This window comes from Thioalkalivibrio sulfidiphilus, assembly GCF_000377945.1.
In the GTDB taxonomy this organism is placed as follows: domain Bacteria; phylum Pseudomonadota; class Gammaproteobacteria; order Ectothiorhodospirales; family Ectothiorhodospiraceae; genus Thioalkalivibrio_A; species Thioalkalivibrio_A sulfidiphilus_A.
Genome location: NZ_KB898922.1, coordinates 75,001 through 93,649, shown reverse-complemented (window position 1 = coordinate 93,649; position 18,649 = coordinate 75,001). Strand labels below are relative to the sequence as shown.

General features: G+C 64.3%; 12 protein-coding genes, 1 tRNA gene and 2 rRNA genes (1 of these 15 cut by a window edge). 1 reads left to right on the top strand and 14 read right to left on the bottom strand.

Annotation, left to right across the window (positions count from 1 at the left end; translation table 11 throughout):
* Positions 1-21: 21 nt before the first annotated feature.
* The 12 genes from D580_RS0101320 to D580_RS0101265 form a co-directional block, all read right to left on the bottom strand.
* Positions 22-873, bottom strand: coding sequence for an XrtA-associated tyrosine autokinase (locus D580_RS0101320; protein ID WP_018952636.1), 852 nt, complete (start codon positions 871-873; stop codon positions 22-24).
* Positions 873-2,465 carry an XrtA system polysaccharide chain length determinant gene (locus tag D580_RS0101315; protein ID WP_026289591.1) on the bottom strand — a complete coding sequence of 531 codons (1,593 nt, stop codon included), beginning with the start codon at positions 2,463-2,465 and terminating at the stop codon, positions 873-875. The genes D580_RS0101320 and D580_RS0101315 overlap by 1 nt, the downstream gene beginning before the upstream one ends.
* 55 nt (positions 2,466-2,520) lie before the next feature.
* Positions 2,521-3,138: an XrtA/PEP-CTERM system exopolysaccharide export protein gene (locus D580_RS0101310; RefSeq protein WP_018952634.1), complete on the bottom strand. Its 618-nt coding sequence runs from the start codon at positions 3,136-3,138 to the stop codon at positions 2,521-2,523.
* A 99-nt stretch (positions 3,139-3,237) separates the two neighbouring features.
* Positions 3,238-6,054 (bottom strand): XrtA/PEP-CTERM system TPR-repeat protein PrsT, encoded by a 2,817-nt coding sequence (prsT, locus tag D580_RS0101305; RefSeq protein ID WP_018952633.1) that lies wholly within the window; start codon positions 6,052-6,054, stop codon positions 3,238-3,240.
* A 25-nt stretch (positions 6,055-6,079) separates the two neighbouring features.
* Complete coding sequence (locus D580_RS0101300) at positions 6,080-7,651, bottom strand: exosortase C-terminal domain/associated protein EpsI (protein ID WP_018952632.1); 1,572 nt, start codon at positions 7,649-7,651, stop codon at positions 6,080-6,082.
* 113 nt (positions 7,652-7,764) lie between these two features.
* Complete coding sequence (locus tag D580_RS15785; protein ID WP_018952631.1) at positions 7,765-9,057, bottom strand: AAA family ATPase; 1,293 nt, start codon at positions 9,055-9,057, stop codon at positions 7,765-7,767.
* A gap of 233 nt (positions 9,058-9,290) precedes the next feature.
* The gene (gene prsK / locus D580_RS15010) at positions 9,291-11,399 is read right to left on the bottom strand and encodes an XrtA/PEP-CTERM system histidine kinase PrsK (RefSeq protein WP_038042946.1); all 2,109 of its coding nucleotides are present in this window, start codon (positions 11,397-11,399) and stop codon (positions 9,291-9,293) included.
* 212 nt (positions 11,400-11,611) lie between these two features.
* Positions 11,612-13,201, bottom strand: coding sequence for a TIGR03013 family XrtA/PEP-CTERM system glycosyltransferase (locus D580_RS0101285; RefSeq protein ID WP_231363471.1), 1,590 nt, complete (start codon positions 13,199-13,201; stop codon positions 11,612-11,614).
* Positions 13,202-13,568: 367 nt separating this feature from the next.
* Positions 13,569-13,644: transfer RNA gene (locus D580_RS0101280), tRNA-Thr, on the bottom strand.
* Between the two features lie 85 nt (positions 13,645-13,729).
* Entirely contained in the window at positions 13,730-14,395 is a 666-nt protein-coding gene (locus D580_RS0101275; protein WP_018952628.1) for a hypothetical protein, read from the bottom strand.
* On the bottom strand, positions 14,377-15,138 hold the full coding sequence (locus tag D580_RS0101270; protein WP_018952627.1) for a type III pantothenate kinase: 762 nt from the start codon (positions 15,136-15,138) through the stop codon (positions 14,377-14,379). The genes D580_RS0101275 and D580_RS0101270 overlap by 19 nt, the downstream gene beginning before the upstream one ends.
* A complete protein-coding gene (locus tag D580_RS0101265) occupies positions 15,135-16,172 on the bottom strand; it encodes a biotin--[acetyl-CoA-carboxylase] ligase (RefSeq protein ID WP_231363470.1) in 1,038 nt (345 codons plus the stop codon). Before D580_RS0101265 ends, D580_RS0101270 begins: the two co-directional genes overlap by 4 nt.
* A gap of 40 nt (positions 16,173-16,212) precedes the next feature.
* Here D580_RS0101265 and D580_RS0101260 point away from each other — a divergent pair, with 40 nt between their 5' ends.
* Positions 16,213-16,866, top strand: a complete 654-nt coding sequence (locus D580_RS0101260; protein ID WP_026289589.1) for a lytic transglycosylase domain-containing protein — start codon at positions 16,213-16,215, stop codon at positions 16,864-16,866.
* A gap of 314 nt (positions 16,867-17,180) precedes the next feature.
* On the opposite strand, the gene rrf is transcribed toward D580_RS0101260, so the two are convergent.
* Positions 17,181-17,296: ribosomal RNA gene (gene rrf / locus D580_RS0101255) — 5S ribosomal RNA — on the bottom strand.
* Positions 17,297-17,410: 114 nt separating this feature from the next.
* A 23S ribosomal RNA gene (locus tag D580_RS0101250) occupies positions 17,411-18,649 on the bottom strand (it continues 1,646 nt past the right edge of the window).

Here is an 18,649-nt window from a genome sequence, read left to right as displayed (position 1 = left end):
CCGATGCATCCGGCGAAGACCTCAGTCTTCCCGCTCTGGCCTGCTCCCGTAATACCCACCGTAGTAAGAGCCACTGGAGAGGCGGCTGCAATTGTTCAGCACCAGGCCGACCACCTTGTCCTCATCCAGTAGATCCACGGCCTCCTCCACGGCGGACTGAGGGGTCTTGCCTTCACGGACCACAACTAATGTCTGCCCAGCCAGGTCCGCGAGCACCTGGGCCTGGCTGGTCGCGAGCAGCGGCGGCGTGTCGAACAGGATAACGCGGTCGTCGTAGCGGGAAGCCAGTTCCCGGATCAGGTGCTCCATCTGCTCGCTGGTCAGCAGCTCCGTGAGTCCGCCCCGCGGCGTGCCCGCCGGGATGATGCGCAGGGAGGGGACGTTGGTGCTGACGATCACGTCCGCGACATCGAGAGACTCATCGGAGAGCAGGTCGCTCAGACCGGTGGCATCCCCAAGCCCCAGCTGTTTGCTCAGGGTGCGCTCCACCATGTCGGCGTCCACCAGCAGCACCGTGCTGTCACGCTCCTGGGCGATGCTCATGGCGAGATTCAGGGAGGTGAAGGTCTTGCCTTCACCCGGCAGCGCGCTGGTGATGACCACGATGTTACCGTTCTCGATGACCGCCGCCCCCTTGCCGAAGGCGTTCATCAGCAACGGGCGCTTGATCAGGCGATACTCCTCGGCAAGCCGGGTGTGGGCCTTGCGGGGCGTGATGAATCCTGCCCGCTGCAGCGCATCCAGATCCAGGTTGTGCCTGTGTGCGGGTTCGGCAGCCTTGCGAGGCTCGGCTACGAGCTCCGGCTGGACGACATCCTTGACCTTGCGCACCGCCTGCGTCGAGGCGTTGACCGCGCGTTCGAAAATATCCATTAACTGAATCCTCCGAGCGCGGCAACCGCTGCCATCAGGCTGCGTCCCGTGATCTGCATGTACAGCGCCAGGCCAAAGGCAGGCACCATGAGCAGGGCCAGCAGGGCGAAGCCCGCAAAATCGATGCGCGTCTTCCACAACGCGGCGGGACTCCAGACCCGGGAGACGGCGCCAAACACGGGGCGCCCCGTCAGCTCATGCAGCATCCTGCGGCCGTGGACCACCGGGAAGAGCTGCATGAGCAGGAAGGCCACACCGGCACCGGCCGCCACGCCTGCGAGGAGGATGCCGGCTGAGAGCTTGGCACGGGGCGGTGAGACCGGAGCAATGGGTGTACGCGGCGGCTCGATGACCCGGAAACGCACGTCCTGGCCTGCCTGCTCCACGTCCTCGGAGATGCGTGCCGATTCGCGGCGCGCCACCAGGGTATTGTACTGCTCGCGCATGATCTCGTAGTCGCGGTCCAGGCGTTGCAGCTCGGCCTCCACCTGGGGCAGGGTCTCGATCTGCTGCTGCAGGGCACTCACGCGGGTGCGGAATTCATCCCGGCGCACCTGAAGGGCGGCGATCTCCGTCTCGACCTCCCCCAGTGCCATGCGCAGCTGCTGGTGCAGCGGGTTGGCCACCGAGGATCTTCCCCTGCTGCTTCCTCCGCTCTCCGTCTCCCGGGCGAGCTGCTGTTCCAGCACGGCAATGCTGTTGCGTGTCGCCACCACATCCGGGTGGTTGTCCGTAAAGCGCAGCAGCAGCTCGTCGAGGCGCGTCTCCAGGGCCAGCAGGCGCTCCTCGGTGGGACTCTGAATAGGAGCACCGTCCAGGCCCAGGCCGCGTTGGGTCGAAGGTGTGCTGTCCAGCTGCCGACGCAGTTCGTCACGCCGGAAATTGGCCTCGCGCAGGGAAAGCTCCACCGCCTCCAGGTTGGTCCGGGCCGCAGTCAGGCGGGCATAGAAACTCGCCTCCTGATCGGGCAACACATCCACGTTGCGACGCTTGAACTCCCGCAGCCGGTCCTCGGCCTCGATCAGGCGGGTTTCATAATCGGCGATCTGACGCTCGAGGAACTGCTGGGCCATGTCGGTACGTGCGCGCTGATCACCGGTGGTGTCGTCCACGAAGGTGCTGACCAGGGCCTCCACGACGCGGCGGGCGGTCTCCGGGCTCTGGTGACGGAAGCTGATCACGTAGAGGTCTGGGTTGCGGCCACCGCGCTGGCGGACCGCGTGCATCTCCTGCAGGGTGACCCGGTTCCTGATGTCGGCGAGCAGTTCGTCCTGTTCCCGGCCGCTCATGGCGGCATGACCCAGGTCGGTCATCTGGATCACCCTTTCCAGGTTGGCGCGGCTCAGGAGCTGGCGGGTCATCAGGCCCAGCTTTTCACTGACGTCCACCTCCACGGTGAGTCCCCGCAACAGGGGGCGCAGCACGGTGTCTGTGTCCACGTACACCGTGGCACTGGCCTCGTAGGTGTTGGGTACCTTGGACAGGAAATACCAGCCGCCCAGGCACACCAGCCAGGCCACGACGATGGCGTACCAGCGAAACCGCCACATGCTGCGCGCCATCTGGAAGAACTGATCGATCAACTGCTGCACTGAAAAACCTGCCTCTTTTCGTCAAAGACCGACTCGCCGCGCTGGACACCCAGGCTCAGAACCAGGACTCCGGGATGATCAGGATGTCGCCCGGCTGCATGAGCACATTGGCGGAGATATCACCCCGGTTGACCAGATCCGAGAGCCGCACCCGGAAGGTCTGCTGTTGACCGGGAGGCCCGCGGGTGATGGTGGCACGGTTGCCGGCGGCGAATTCCGTCAGGCCACCCACCTCGATGATCACGTCGAGCACGGACATGTTGACCCGATAGGGGATGGAACGGGGCTGCATGGCCTGACCGATCACGCGGATCTGCTCCGTGGAGGTCCCCACGAAACGGGTCACCGTGACGGTGACGATGGGATTGTTCACGTAGCGGGCGAGCTTCTTCTCGACCTCCCGGGCCAGTTCCGTGGGCGTCTTGCCGCTCGCCTCCACGTCCTCCACCAGCGGGGTGGTGATCTTGCCATCGGGGCGCACCGGCACGGTCACGGAGAGCTCCGGGTTGCCCCAGACGAAGACATTGAGTTCATCACCCGGCCCGATGGTGTAACGGGACTCGGACGGCACTGCGGGCGCCTCGGGCAGCGTCGTATCCGGTCCCGTGGCGCAGGCACTCAGCCAGAGGCTCGCGATGAGCAGCAGGACCCAGCCGATGAATTTCGTTCTCATGAGACTTCTCCCTGATCCGTTCGTGTTCGAAACCATCTCAAACTCCCCTGATTTTAGTGCACTGGGTCACACTTGCCCCGCCATTCACCCAGCGTACGCCTACTGAAGAGAGCGGTACAGGGCCTCGGCCTCGGCCCGCTGTCTGAAGGAGGGATGTTCTTCCAGAAGCCGCGCCAGCACCTCCCGGGCACGGCTGCGCTCGCCGGTGCGTTCCAGGGCCACCGCCAGGCGGTAGCGCACCTCGGGCAGGGGTGCCTCGGCGGCGGCCTGCTCGATGAGGACCAGGCCCGCGGCCGGATCACCCGACTGCACTAGCGTCCAGCCATAGGTATGGGCCGTGGCCGGGCCGGGACCCGTTTCATAGGCACGGCGCGCCACCTCCAGGGCCCGGGGATCCTGCCTGTCCAGGTACAGCCAGGCGAGATTATTGAGCGCTACCGTCTCGTCGGGGTGCAGGGCCAGCAGGCGCTCGTACTGGGTCTGCGCCTCCCGCCCCTGGCCCATGCGCTGATACAGCATCCCCAGGGTGAGCATCGCCGGGGCGTGGTTGGGATTCGCGGCCAGCCAGTCGTTGAGCACACCGATGCCCTGGCGCGGATCTCCCAGGGCATCGGCGACGCGGGCGATGCGCTGCACCGTGGCGAAGGAGGGACTCAGTCCATGGGCACGACGGTAGCTTTCCAGGGCGGCCCGCTGTTCGCCGAGCCGCTCGCGCACCTCGCCCTCCAGCATCCAGCCCACCGGGGAGCGGGGATGGGCCGTCTGGGCGGCACGGGCATGCTCCAGGGCGCGTGCGGTGTCATTGAGGGACAGCTCCAGCCGGGCGGAGTCGGCCAGCAGCCGTAGCTCCCCGGGCTGATCAGCCAGCCCTGCGCTCAGGGTCTGTCGGGCCAGGGCCGGCTCGCCGGCCCGCGCCTGGGTCCAGGCCATCACACTGCGGGCGGAGACATCCCGGGGATACAGAGTCAGCAGGGTGCCATAGGTCTCCAGCGCGCCGGGCAGATCGTTCGTCTCGCGACGCAGGTCGCCCAGCAAACGCAGGGCATCGGCATCCTCGGGCGAGACCCGCACCGCCTCCCGTGCACTCTGCAGCGCGGCATCGGCCTGACCTGCCCCCCAGAAGTAGCGTGATAGCCAGATCCGTGGTGCCGGAGACTGGGGCTCCGCCTCGACCGCCTTCTCGAGCCACTGCCGGGCCTGGGCCGAATCACCGCGGCGCTCGGCGGCCTCCGCCAGGCCCAGCATGGCGCCCAGGTGTGTCGGGGCGAGCCTCAGCGCGTCCTGGAAAAATCGCCTTGCCCTGGGTTCATCGCCTTCTTCCAGGGCCATGCGCCCCATCTGCAGCATGGCCGGCACATGATCTGCGTCGATGGCCAGCGCGCGGGCAAAGCGATCCCGGGCCTGCTGGCGCTCCCCCTGCTGCAGCAGGATCAAGCCGGTCAGGGACTGCCACTCCGGCCGGTCGGGAAAGCGATCGGCACGTTCCGCGGCAAAGCGCGCGGCCTCGGCCATATCGCCCTTGGCCACCAGGGTACGCACCAGGAGCAGGTCCGCATCCCCCTCCCCGGCCTCGGCCATTCGGGAGAGTTCCCGGATGGCCTCGTCATAGCGTCCCTGGGCGACACGTAGCTGGGCCAGTTCGCCACGCAGCCGGGTATCACCCCGGGCGCCTTCCAGCGCCGCCGTCAGCGCCCGCTCGGCGGTCTCGAACTGGCCGGAAGCGGTGGCGCTACGCCCGATGAGGGCGAGCAGGGCCGTGACCTCCTGCTCGCCGGCATCACCCTGACGCAGGGACTCCACGGCACCCAGCGCCTCCTCCGGCCGCCCGCGGCGCAGTTCGGCGGCGGCCAGCAGGCGGCGGGCGGAATGATTGGAGGGCACCACGGCCAGATAACGGCGCAGGTGCCTGACTGCCTCTTCATATTCCCCCAGGGCATAGGCGGTACCGCCGGCCAGGAGGTAGGCCGGGGTGTGGTCCGGGTTGCGCAGCAGCACATCCCGCAGCCAGGTGCGCGCCAGGGCATAATCACCTTCCCGATAGGCCACCAGTGCCCTCAGATAACCCATCTCGGGCACATCACCGAGTTGTTCGCCCAGGGCGTCCACCGTGGCCGAGGCCTCGGCGATGTTCTCCTGGCCCAGGTAGGCCTCCACCAGGAGCATGCGCGCGCGCACCATCGCGCCGCCGTTGTCCCGGGCCCGGGCCCGTTCCACGGAACGGACCAGGGGCGTCTCAGCCTCGGCGAATCGACCCAGGCGCAGGGCAAACCAGCCTTCCACGAACTGCGCATCCATGTCATCGGGATCGGCCGCCGTGGCCTCCCGGGCCAGGCTCAGGGCGTCCAGATATTCCCCCCGGACGAAGGCGACCCGGGCGCGACCCACGCTGACACGTACCAGCGACGCATCCAGGCCGCGCGCAGCCTCCAGATCCCGGGCGGCATCCGCCACCCGGTCGAGCCCCAGGTAGGCCTCGGCCCGGCGCACCAGCCATTGGGGATCGCCGGCCAGCTGCTCGTCAGGCAGTGCGTTGATCGCTTCGAGGGCCGCGCTGTAACGCTCCCGCAGCAGCTGGGCATCCACCATCCAGGGCATGACCCGAGCCGGGTCGATGCCGAGACGCAGGGCGTGGCGCAGCTCGTTCTCCGCGGCCTCCGGGTTGCCCGAAAGCACGCGCAGGCGCCCCAGCCGCAGGCGCGCCTCGCCGTGATCGGGTTCATTCTGCAGGGCACGCTGCAGTTCGAGCGCGGCGGCGCGGTAATCTCCCCGGGCCTCGAAGTCGGCGGCCCGCTCCAGGCGGCTCGCCGCATCCTCGCCCGGTGAACAGGCCGCCAGGGCGAGCACCAGGCCCAGACAGAACAGACCTCGCAGCAGTCGGTTCGGCGTAGAAGTCCAGCGCGCAGTCAGCTCAAGCATGTCTCGTCATCCGTATGTACCTTGCTCAACACCAGGCCCCGGGATGGGCCTGGCGGGACAGCGTTTGCACCTGCAGCTTCAGTGCACTGTCAGCACTCTCCAGGAACTCCTGCAACAGTCTGCGCTGCACCGCTTCGTCGCCACCGCCCATGGGCGTGATCAACCAGCGCGCCGAATCCGGCCGACCGCACAGTCCGCCCAGGATCCCGGCCGCCACGGCGGACAGATCCGACTGCACACGCTGGCCACCGATCTGATACCAGGACCAGACCAGGCGCTCACCCTCGGCCCGGGAGACCAGATGATCCTCGCGCACGCTGAGCGCTCGCTCACCATTGGCCAGGGCGATCACCCTGTGCCCGGTCTGGGGCCAGCGGGCACGGTCATAGACGCGATTTTCCCAGGCCACCGCCTTGTGCCCCTCCCTGGGCACCTGGAACCAGGCCATCTGCACCAGCACACGGCTACCGTCGCTGCGCCGGTACACCGCCCACTGTTCGAGATCGGCGCCAGGGAAGATACCGCCCCGTCCTTGAGTCTCCGCCATGGGCTCCCGGGTCCAGCCGGCAACACGCTCGGGCAGTTGCAGCCCGGGGTCCGTGGGCAGCAGGTCCGCAGCAGGCCGCCCAAGCAGCAGGGCAACCAGCAGGGTGATGCCCAGAGCCGTGGCGCTGACGACGCCGGCACTCAGCCGGGGTTCGGCAGTACGCAGCTTGGTCCCCGCCGAGACGCTTGGGGATTTGAACCAAGCGTCAGGCAGCAGGCGCGCCGCCGTGAAGAACAAGGCCAGCATGCCCAGCCCGAACATGACCCAGCCCAGGCCGATGTGATCCTCCTGCACGAAGTAATGCTGCATGTCGGTCATGGCACCCGCCAGCACGACCACGTAGATGCGCAGGGTATTCATGAGGAATGACATGGTGATGGCGAGCCCCAGCATCACCCAGCCAAAGAGAGGTTTGAGGCCGATCCAGGCCGCAAACAGGAACGCCAGCGGCATGGCCACCACCAGCTGCCTGAGCCCGGTGCAGGTGTCATCCACGCTGAAGCTTCCGGCGGCGATATGCAGGACGGCCCCCTCGCGCACGGTGGTGGTGCCGGTGGCGTTGAGCAGCCAGTCCACGGTCAGGGCTGTGCTGCTACGCAGGGCTTCGTTGAACACGGACCACAGCGGGATGGTGAACAGCAGCAGCCCCAGGGGCAGCGCCAGGATTCTGAAACCGCGAACGCCAAACACGCTCCAGACGCCGCCCACCAGCACCAGCCAGGCAGCCAGCATGGTGCCCACCTTGACCACCGCCAGCGTGGAAACCAGCCACAGGCCGGAGGCCGCCAGGAGCAGGCCGGCACCGATCAGGCTGGGATTCCAGCCGAGGGCCTGCGGCTCCCTCCACAGCCGGTAGCCCGCGATGCCCAAGGCGATGAGCAACAGCAGCGGACCGTGGGAATAGGTGAGATCTTCCGGCTTGCGCCAGACCTCCCAGAGCGCGGCGAAAGACTGTCCATGACTCAGCACCAGCAGGACAAACAGGCCCAACAGACCCAGGGCGGCCGGAAGCATGGGCCAGGCACGGGGCGCGGGGGGCAGGAGGATCAAGACCGGCCCTCCCGTTTCAGGACCAGGGCACGGGTGGCGGACATCCTATCCGTGAAGTCAATCGTCATGAGTTCTCCAGCTCCGTGGGTATATCAGCAGGCAGACTGCGATGATCAACTCGCCGCAAGCTCATCATGGGGTTGCCCGAGATCGCCTGCAGCAAGGCTGCGTTCACCCGCGAGGGTGTCGTCGTTTCTCGGCCCAGCCGCAGAGCGGTTAGCGGTCGGGTTATAGAAATGCAGCTGATAACAACCGATCGCGATGCGATCGCCGTCCTTGAGCAGACGACGCTCGACACGCTCGCCGTTGACGGCGATGCCATTGCGGCTGTTGAGATCCACGACGAAATAGTGCTCGTCCGCCTTGAGAATCGCCGCGTGCTTGCGGCTCACGGACATGTGCGCAAGCTGAATCCGACAGGCGGAGGTGCGGCCGATGGTCTCCATGTCACCGGTCACCGCATGGGTGGAGAGTACGGCAGTTTTGAGGGTGATGATCAGCCGCGCCTCTCTGGCGACGGGTCTGGGAGCAGCGGCGCTTTCGGGCGGGTGGGTCTGTTCGGCAGGGGCCGGCAGAACGGGCGCATGGCGCTGCGCGTAAGGTGCCCACTGAAGCTCCTCGGCGGCAGATTCGATCAAGGCCTGTGTGAGGCTGGACGTCTGCTCAACGAAGGCGGCCAGCAGCACGGTGTCGCAGAAGACGTTGATGAGCCGCGGGATGCCACCGGTATAGCGGTGGATCAGCTCGATGGTCTCCGCGGGGAACAGGTCCTGACCCTGCCAGCCGGCCACCTCCAGACGGTGCCGGATGTACTCGGCGATCTCCTCGGGCCCCAGGGGGCGCAGGTGAAAACGCAGTCGGATACGTTGCGAGAGCTGCTCCAGGGAGGGATCCGCCAGCAGGTCCGCCAGTTCCGGCTGGCCGACCAGGATGACGCTCAGCACCTTGTTGCGCGCAGGCTCACCGTCGCTCAGCATGCGGATCTCTTCGAGGACATCCCGGGAAAGATTCTGACACTCATCCACCACCAGCAGCACGCTTCGGCGACGCTTGGCCTGATTGGCGAGGAAACGGTTCAGTTTCTCGATCAGTTCGACCTTGGTGCTGCGATGGGAGTCGATGCCGAACACCGTGGCCAGATGTTCCAGGAACTCCACCTCGGTAAGCTGGGTCTGGTGGATCCGTGCCACCACCACCGAATCATCCAGGGAGTCCAGCAGTCGCTGCAGAACGATGGTCTTTCCGGAACCGATCTCGCCGGTCACTACGGCAAAGCCGTCACGATTCATGACCGTGTACTTCATGTACGCAAGCGCCCGGGCATGGGGCTTGCTCATGTACAGAAAGCTTGAGTCCGGCGCCAGCTGGAAAGGCGGCTTGTCGAGGTTGAAGTACTCCAGGTACATGATCAGTAGGCCGTACGCAGGTTGGTCAAACGCCAGAGGGCTTGCCAGGAGCGAAGCCGTAGATTGGTCGGACGGGTACACCGGGGTGCAGCCGGGCAGGACATAAAACCATCTTCGCAGGTGAGGCTTGCAGCCTGCAAGCCCTTTGACCCGCCCCCCGTAGAGCCGTTCCGGCCAGAGACAGGACGGAGCAGCGGAATCTCGACTGACGCCTGCGGTCGGCCATGTTGACGTCAAACCGTGCCATGCTCGCTCCGCAGGCTGCCCGAGCGTTGAGGATCATCCCACGCCTCATCCGACACGGGTAGTCGGATATGCATCGTGGTACCCGCACCCGGTGAACTGGTGACTTCCACATCACCCCCGAGAGATCGCACCAATTCCCGGCTCTCGTAGGCTCCGATGCCCATGCCCGTCAGCCCCTTGGTGGACTCGAAGGGCTTGAACAAACGGCTGCGGATGAAGTCTGCGTCCATGCCGACGCCGGTATCCTGCACGGCGAGATGTACCTGCTCAGCGTCCCGCCACAGGCGCAGCGTGACGCTGCCTTCTGCGGGCGTGGCCTCCTGGGCGTTCTGCACCAGGTGGTTGATGACCGAAAGCAAACGGTCTCGCACCGCACGCACGGGAAACGGCCCGCCCTCGACCTGCAGCACCGGCACCGGCTTGTGGGTCGATCGATTGGCCACCGCCTGAGCGGCCAGCGTCTCGAGGTCGACCGTCAGATACCTGGGCGGCACGTCGCCGGCCCTCAGCTGTTCCATGAGCCGGTTCATGCGATTGACCGCGTTCTCGACCGTCGCAATGGCATCCTTCAGGAACGCAGGGTTGTCTCCATGTCGCCTGGCATTGCTGACCACCAATGAAAGCTGGGCGATGAGATTCTTGAGATCATGGAGCACATAGGCCGAGAGGCGATTGAAGCCCTCGAATTGGCGTACCTCCGCGAGCGCCCGGGAGGCATCCAGCTGGGCCAGGTGCGTCGCCGCCTGAAGCCCCGCCGTCTTGAGGAGATCCCGCTCCTCCCAGGTCAGGCGAGACACGGAAAGCGAAGGCATGAGTACGACGAAGCCCATCAGATCCCGGTCATGGAACAGGGGCACGATGAGCCAGACAGCATCCTGGTCGTTCAGCACGGGCGGCAGTACCAGGTTCCCGTAGCGTTCCGGATACTGGCGATATTCGGGAAGATCCACGATCCATCCAGAGTCACGCAGGAACACCGGCAAAGGACTGTCTTGCGCAACCCCGGTCGCCACCTGGCCCGGCATGCCAACGGTACCCATCAACTGATACGTTCGACCACCATCGCGCAACCAGATCTGACCCCCGCCGCTGTCCACGATATTGGCCAGCGCCCTGATCACCCGAACCGGCAGATCCTCATGACTGTCACTGGCGGCCATGGTGGCAATGAACCGCAGCCATTCGTCACGATAGTCGAAGCGGTAACTGAAAAAATGCTTGCTGACAAACACGCGCAGCCGGGCACGCAGCCGCTCTGACAACAGCGCGCCGACCAGCAGCATGAGGGCCGCGAACAGGAACACCACCTGCAGTACCGTGCCCCAGTCGCCGCCGAACACGCGCACGTAGTACCCGGCAGCAGCCATGATCACCAGGTACAGCCCCGCCGCCATCAGGGTCACGCCCTGGAACACCACCCCCCGGGAGACGAACACGTCCAGTTCCCAGCGGGGATTGCGCGCGGCCGAGATGGCGATGAGCGGTGCCATGAGTGCAAAGATGTAACCGCGGGCATCCAGCAGGTGCTGGGACATGCCGCCAAGCATCAGCGCCTCGGCATGGATATAGAACTCGAAGACGTAGACACCCCCCAGGCCGAGGGCCACGTACTTGATCTGCCATCGGTCTGCCGGCGTCGTGGAACGCAAAAGATGTTCAAGCAGCACGAGCAGGCACAGGGCCAGGCCAAGCTTGCCGACGAGCAGGAAATCACGAACCGGATCATCGCTGACGACGCCGGGCGAGATGATGAAGTGGACCACGAGCGCAAGAGCGATCACGCCGGCCACCACGCCAATGGCGGCCAGATACCGCCTGGCTCGATCCTCCGGCCCCGTGGCCTTCCAGTTCAACAGCCACAGGAAGCCGATCCAGGCGCTGTCCCGGAAAACCTCAATGATGAACAGGAAACCGGGATTGAAGACGGGCCTGCTCCACTGCCAGGCGAACAGAGCAGACCAGAGCACACTGCCGGCGACCGCCCACATCAAGACATGGCCCACTGGGCCCGGACGTCTCCAGCCGATCAGCAGGATCGCAAGAAGCGCTGAAAATGCAATGGCGGACAGGGCATAGCCAGCAAGACCGATGTTCATGCTATCGGCCCCGACGGCATATCACTCAGACATCCGTGGCGTGTCGTGACTCGTGGCACGGATCGCAGGCAAGCTGGAGGTCTCACGGGTTTGGCGCATGGAACCAGGAAAACCGGACCTCGAAAGGAGTGATAGAACGATCCGGGATTCTTCACAGAGGAGGATGAGGATCACCGGGTGACCGTGCAGGCACGGTCACCTGGTTGCCGATGTTAGCGGGAACCCCTGCCCCACAGGACCACTTCCACGGTCTGGATGATGGTGAGCAGGTCCAGTGCGATGCTCTGATTTTTCACGTAGTAGAGATCGTACTGGAGTTTCTCGAAGGCATCCTTCTCGGAAGCACCGTAGGGATAGTTGATCTGCGCCCAGCCGGTCAGGCCCGGTTTCACCCAGTGACGGTGATGGTAATAGGGCAGCTTGGCGGACAGCTGTTCCACGAATTCCGGACGCTCCGGACGCGGCCCCACGAAGCTCATGTCGCCTCGCAGCACATTGAACAGCTGCGGCAGTTCATCAAGGCGTGTCTTGCGCATGAAATTGCCGAAGCGGGTAACCCGGGGATCCTGTTTCTGGGCCCAGCGGGCCACCCCGTCACCCTCCGCGTCCATCACCATACTGCGAAACTTGGTCAGGGTGAACGGCTTGCCGTTCTGCCCAACCCGCACCTGACGGAACAGTACCGACCCCCGACCCCGGCTCTCGATCAGGATGCCCAGCGCCGTCAACAGCATCAGAGGCCAGGTCAATGCGAGCAGAACCAGACTGGTCGTGACATCCAGCATGCGCTTGGCGTAGTCCCGGTACAGGCACTGACGGAAGCCCCGGGAGAAGATCATGGTGCTCGGGCGCAGGATATCCAGCTTGAGGAACCCGCCCTCCCGTTCAAAGAAATCCGAGACATCCAGCACGTTGACCCCGTTCATCTTGCAGGCCATCAGCTCATCCACTGGGAAGCCGCCGCGAGGATCATCCATGGCGATGACCACATCATCGATCTGGTGGGCGCGCACGTACTGATCCAGGGGCTGATCCAGATGCACCAGGCTGTCCTGGGGCACCAGACTCACTTCCTGGGCTTGGGGCACAAATCCGAAGAGCTCAAAACCGCGCCGGTCACTGCGACGGCGCAGCCGGTTGAACAGGGTGGCGGTGTTTCCTGCACCCAGCACAAGCACCCGACGCTTGAGTGCGTCCAGATCCAGGAGACGTACGCCGACCAGACGGGTCACGATCACACCCGCAAAGGCACCCGCCATGGCCAGCACCATGATGCCGCGACCGAACAGGAGCGAGGGAAATGCATAGAAAAGTGCAGCCAGCATCGCGGCACCCAGGGCGAACGCGCCGACCACACGCAGGACCACAGCAAGGGTGGAATCCCGGAACCCGCGCCGGTAGAGACCCATGCTGAGCATGGCCAGCATGTTTACGGCGGCAAAGATCACCAGCTTCAGGCCCAGGCCATCAAAGACAACGGGGGCCGCGCCCTGGGGGAAACGAAACTGCACGGCGAGATAGAAGGCCGCCATGATGATCACGGCCTCGGCCATGGCCAGCACCACCAGGGGGGTGGAGAGTTCGCGCCCGAGGATCTGGACGTGGCTGTGTTTGAGGCGGATGCCGCGTGGTTTCTGACGTCTTGCGGGCTCAGCGACCGGCAGCATGGTGACCGTACCGCCGCCTTGCTCGGGCGCCGGGACGGACCCGCGTTCGCCTGCCCGCCTGCGATCCGGGCCGCTGAAGCCGGACATGCCCGACTCACTGGGGACTGCGGCCTTGTATTCAGCTTTCTGCGTCATGATCCACACGCCTCCTTGGCCGTGGGGGCAGCCGATTCGAGCCGATTTGAGACGGCTGCCGGACTGCCCAGATACAACGTGTTACCCCTAACTGAACCAGGGGGCCCTGGGCCTGAGAGGCCCTTCATACCGGGGATTCAACCTACGGATCAAACCCTTGCAAAGACACCGGTATTGGTCCGTTTGCCCCGTCAGTAAGACGGCGGCACCGGCACCAGCAATGTGACACAGGTCACATTATGCATAGCATAGTGTACGTTCAGAAGATTGCAAATGTTTTAAGGCACCGGGTCCATGGCAAGGGTGGGACAAGTCAGTCTCCGGGCTCGGATGGAGGATCCAGAGTCCCGGACGACCTGAGCAATCGTGGAGCTGGCGACAGGAGTCGAACCTGCGACCTACTGATTACAAATCAGCCGCTCTACCAACTGAGCTACGCCAGCGCAATCCGGTCGAGAAGTGTACTCCAGGGCGGGGACAGGCGCCAATTAACCCGCATATTTCACCGATCCCGGTGAAATATGCGGGTTAAGGCACCACGAGGGGAGGACAGGCCCGTTCCATGCGGTTAACCCCAACGGGCAGCGCGACATCGGCGTAGGCCTCCTCGGGCCCCGCCAGATCCAGCCAGTAGAGGGTCTGGGTGCGTGTGCGCGCCTCGATGCGCGGTCCATAACCCATGGCCTCGACCTGCTCCACGCGTCTTCTGGCCCGTTCATGCTCGGAAAACAGGCCGAGCGAGATGCCGTTGCGGTGCTCCCCTTCGCCGATGACATAGAGATCCAGCAGACCCCGCCCGGCCAGATCCCGGGCCAGGTTGAGCGCGGCCTCGCGGGTCGCCCGTGGAGGCAGGTAGACCCAGTAACTGGAGACGATCTCCCGGCTGACGCTGCGCAGGTCCCCCAGGAGCCCCTGAGCCTCCAGTTGTGTACTGAGGGCCTGGGCCTCCATCCGGGACATGAAGGGGCCGACGGTTTCACAGTGCCAGCGCGGCGCAGCACCGGCCGTTTGCGCGCTCGGCGGGGCTTCAGGCACGACCCCTGCAGCACGTTCGGACAAAAGCACCAGCCGGGCAGCATTACGGATCTCGAGGCTCTCGACCGGAGAACCGGTTTCCCCGGGGGGCTTGACCTGGGTCTGCCAGTACAGAAACGCCCCGTTGAGCAAGATCAGGATCAGGACCAGGGTTCGCATGCACGCCCCCCCGTCATCACGTCCAGCCCCTGCAGCACCAGCCAGGGACAGAGTTCGTAGCGGCCCTTGAGCCAAGGCAGGATGCGCGGCGCATCCCCGCCACAGAGAATGCGTCGAAAGGGTTCTGTCAGATTCGACTCAATACGCTCACAGAGCCCGTCCACCGCCGCAGCCATGCCAAAAAGCGCGCCCCCCGACACCGCGCCGGCGGTATTATCCGCCAGCAGGGCCGGTGGCCCATCCGGCTTCACGCCGATCTGGGCGGTCCCCTGCCCCAGGGCGAGCGCCATGAGCCTGAGGCCTGGCAGGATCATACCGCCCAGGTGCCGGCCATCGGGATCAACCGCATCCAGGGTCAGGGCCGTGCCACAGTCGATCACCACCAGGCTGCCCGCGAACAGCCGCCGAGCCCCGACCATGGCCGCATAGCGATCCGCGCCCAGACGCCCCGGGTCCGCGTAAGCGTTGCGGATGCCATGAGCCTCCTGGACGGCCTGGTGCAACAGCGGAACCGGCCAGCCCTGGTGTGCGCAAAAACTGGAGAGTCCATCGAAGAAACCCTCATCCCTGACACTGATCACATGAATCGATTCCGGACTTTCATGGGGCGAAAGGCTCCTGGCCAATCCCTCCAGGCCTTCGGCGTCGGGCGTCACGACACCCCGCGGCGGATCCTGCCCGGGCGCGTTGACCAGGGCCCACTTGAGCCGGCTGTTGCCGGCATCCAGCAGCAGCCGGGTCATGACATCGCCCTCCTGACACTGACCTCGCCCGCATCCAGCAACCACTCGCTGCCCTGACCCACGAGCCGCAACCGACCCTCTGAATCCACGCCACGGGCCTCGCCCTCGAGAATCTCCCCCGAGGCTGAACTTACCTTGACCGGAAGTCCGAACAGCACATCGTAGCGGGACCAGCGCTCCAGGAGGGCCTCGGCCGGTTGAGCGCAGAAGTCGTCCAGCGCCCGGGAAAGGGCTTGAATCAGACGGGCAGCCAGCGCATTCCTGGACGGCAAGTCCGCCCCCATGAGCCCGGCGAGGTCGATCCAGGGCTGGTCGATGGCAACATCGCCAGACAGTGCCACATTGAGTCCCACGCCGGCCACCAGCACGGACCGTTGCTCCCGACTGCGCAGTTCGACCAGGATACCGCCCAGCTTGCGGCCACGGGCGACCAAGTCATTGGGCCACTTCAAACCGATCTCTTCATGATCAAGCGCCTCGACCAGGGCCACGCCCAAGGCAAGGGTCAGCCGTGGCGGCACCCCCGTCCAGTGGGAAACATCCCGACGCACACTCATGGCCAGCCCGCCGCCAAAGGGCATCCGCCATTCCCTGCCGCGCCTGCCCCGTCCGGCGCTCTGATGTTCCGCGAGACAAGCGGCCTCGCCGGAGTCACAGGCCAGACGCCCGAGCCAGGCACTGGTGGAGTCCAGCTCGGGGAAGACGTGCAGGCGCAATCTGGCACGCAGATCTGCTGGAAGATCCTGGACGATACGTTCTTCAGCGAGGGGTTCGACGGGACGTTCGAGCTGCAGCATGCCGGCCTGATCGCCTATCAATCCAAGCCCCCAGCCGCGCAGGCGATCAAGCGCGCCCTTGAGTCGGGACGCGTGCCAGTCGCCGGGAAGCGCCGCCGCAGGATGCGGCTGCCCGTCCGCCAGCAGATGCAGCAGAATCATGGCGTCCTGGATCGCCGCCTGATCCGGATCCGAGTGCCCGTGACTGATTTGTGGATCAACGGTGCTGATGGGATGACGTCCTGTTCTGTCCGTCAAAGACTTTCGGCTATGATCGTGGCAACAGGGAATGAACACAATGACACCATTTCACAGATCCACCTTCCTGAACTGTGCGCTGGCCGGTGCCGTATTTCTGGGTGCGGCTGCGCCATCGGCTGTCATGGCACAGGGCCAGATACACATCCACCGCAGCCCGGACGGCACCCAGTGGTTCACCGACCGGCGCAACATGGGACCCGACTATACTTATGTAGGCTCCTACGGGCGACCCACCGCCAGCCACTCCTGCAACGGCATCACGCCGACCATCCTGGCGCAACGGGCCGAACCCTATCTCACCACCGTGCGACACTACGCCACCCATTACGGCATCGACCCGAACCTGGTCCGTGCAGTCATCACGGTGGAGTCCTGCTTCGACCGGCAGGCGGTCTCTAGAGTGGGTGCCCAGGGCCTGATGCAGCTGATGCCGGCGACGGCGCGGGAACTGGGTGTTCAGAACAGCTTCGATGCCCTAGACAACATCCGGGGCGGCGTACGCTACCTGCATCGGATGCTGCAGGAATTCGACCAGGACATCACCCTCGCCCTGGCCGCCTACAACGCCGGCCCAGGCGCAGTACGCCGGCATAATGGTGTCCCGCCCTTCAACGAAACCCGCAATTACATCACCCGGGTCATGGATCACTACGAGCGACTGGCGGGTACGCCCCAGACGCCAACCCCCTGATACAGTCGCACGGGCCTTGCTGCGGCTGAAGTCGTGATCAAACCCGTCAAACTCGCTCTCTGAACCAAGCATTTGCTCCAAAATCGCCCATAAAAAACCCCGCTGCCCAAAGGACAGCGGGGTTTGCGTTAGGTGCCTGGCAGTGACCTACTTTCGCATGGGGGCGAGCGGGGACCCGTTCGTCCAGTGGACGAACGCAGCCGATGCGAGCGACTCGCACCTCGTGTGCGAGGCTGGAGCGCCGCTTAGCGGCTTCCCCATGCAGGCCAAAAAAAACCCCGCAGTCCAGAAAGACCACGGGGTTTGGGATAGGTGCCTGGCAGTGACCTACTTTCGCATGGGGAAGCCCCACACTATCATCGGCGCTGAGCAGTTTCACTTCCGAGTTCGGGATGGGATCGGGTGGTTCCCACTCGCCATTGCCGCCAGGCAAACTTGTACCATGTACCGGTCAATTCCGATACACAGAATTCGAGAAAGCATTCTAGGCGCAGTGTTATGTCGATTTCGGACTCAACATACAGCCCAAACTGTTTGGGGTTGTATGGTCAAGCCGCACGGGCAATTAGTACTGGTTAGCTTCACACATTACTGCGCTTCCACACCCAGCCTATCAACGTCGTAGTCTCCGACGGCCCTTTAGGGACCTCGAGGGTCCAGGGAAATCTCATCTTGAGGTGGGCTTCCCGCTTAGATGCTTTCAGCGGTTATCCCTTCCGTACTTAGCTACCCGGCAATGCCACTGGCGTGACAACCGGAACACCAGAGGTACGTCCACTCCGGTCCTCTCGTACTAGGAGCAGATCCTCTCAAATTTCCGACGCCCACGGCAGATAGGGACCGAACTGTCTCACGACGTTCTAAACCCAGCTCGCGTACCACTTTAAATGGCGAACAGCCATACCCTTGGGACCTGCTTCAGCCCCAGGATGTGATGAGCCGACATCGAGGTGCCAAACACTGCCGTCGATATGGACTCTTGGGCAGTATCAGCCTGTTATCCCCGGAGTACCTTTTATCCGTTGAGCGATGGCCCTTCCATACAGAACCACCGGATCACTAAGACCTGCTTTCGCATCTGCTCGACTTGTCTGTCTCGCAGTTAAGCACCCTTATGCCTTTGCACTCAGTGCGCGATTTCCGACCGCGCTGAGGGTACCTTCGCACTCCTCCGTTACTCTTTGGGAGGAGACCGCCCCAGTCAAACTACCCACCACACAATGTCCCTGTCCCGGATAACGGGACTAGGTTAGAACTTCAAACATGCCAGGGTGGTATTTCAAGGTTGGCTCCACGACGACTGGCGTCGCCGCTTCAAAGCCTCCCACCTATCCTACACAAGCAGGTTCAAAGTTCAGTGTGAAGCTGTAGTAAAGGTTCACGGGGTCTTTCCGTCTAGCCGCGGGTACACTGCATCTTCACAGCGATTTCAATTTCACTGAGTCTCGGGTGGAGACAGTGCCGCCATCGTTACGCCATTCGTGCAGGTCGGAACTTACCCGACAAGGAATTTCGCTACCTTAGGACCGTTATAGTTACGGCCGCCGTTTACCGGGGCTTCGATCAAGAGCTTCGCCCGAAGGCTGACCCCATCAATTAACCTTCCGGCACCGGGCAGGCGTCACACCCTATACGTCCTCTTTCGAGTTTGCAGAGTGCTGTGTTTTTAATAAACAGTCGCAGCGGCCTGGTCTCTGCGACCTCCAACAGCTTAGGGAGCAAGTCCCATCACCATCAGAGGCGTACCTTCTCCCGAAGTTACGGTACCATTTTGCCTAGTTCC

Bases quoted from the DNA above. Each gene is read 5' to 3' on its own strand.
- D580_RS0101320 (WP_018952636.1), bottom strand. From the start codon at position 873: ATGGATATTTTCGAACGCGCGGTCAACGCCTCGACGCAGGCGGTGCGC.
- D580_RS0101310 (WP_018952634.1), bottom strand. From the start codon at position 3,138: ATGAGAACGAAATTCATCGGCTGGGTCCTGCTGCTCATCGCGAGCCTC.
- prsT (WP_018952633.1), bottom strand. From the start codon at position 6,054: ATGCTTGAGCTGACTGCGCGCTGGACTTCTACGCCGAACCGACTGCTG.
- D580_RS15785 (WP_018952631.1), bottom strand. From the start codon at position 9,057: ATGTACCTGGAGTACTTCAACCTCGACAAGCCGCCTTTCCAGCTGGCG.
- prsK (WP_038042946.1), bottom strand. From the start codon at position 11,399: ATGAACATCGGTCTTGCTGGCTATGCCCTGTCCGCCATTGCATTTTCA.
- D580_RS0101285 (WP_231363471.1), bottom strand. From the start codon at position 13,201: ATGACGCAGAAAGCTGAATACAAGGCCGCAGTCCCCAGTGAGTCGGGC.
- D580_RS0101275 (WP_018952628.1), bottom strand. From the start codon at position 14,395: ATGCGAACCCTGGTCCTGATCCTGATCTTGCTCAACGGGGCGTTTCTG.
- D580_RS0101270 (WP_018952627.1), bottom strand. From the start codon at position 15,138: ATGACCCGGCTGCTGCTGGATGCCGGCAACAGCCGGCTCAAGTGGGCC.
- D580_RS0101260 (WP_026289589.1), top strand. From the start codon at position 16,213: ATGACACCATTTCACAGATCCACCTTCCTGAACTGTGCGCTGGCCGGT.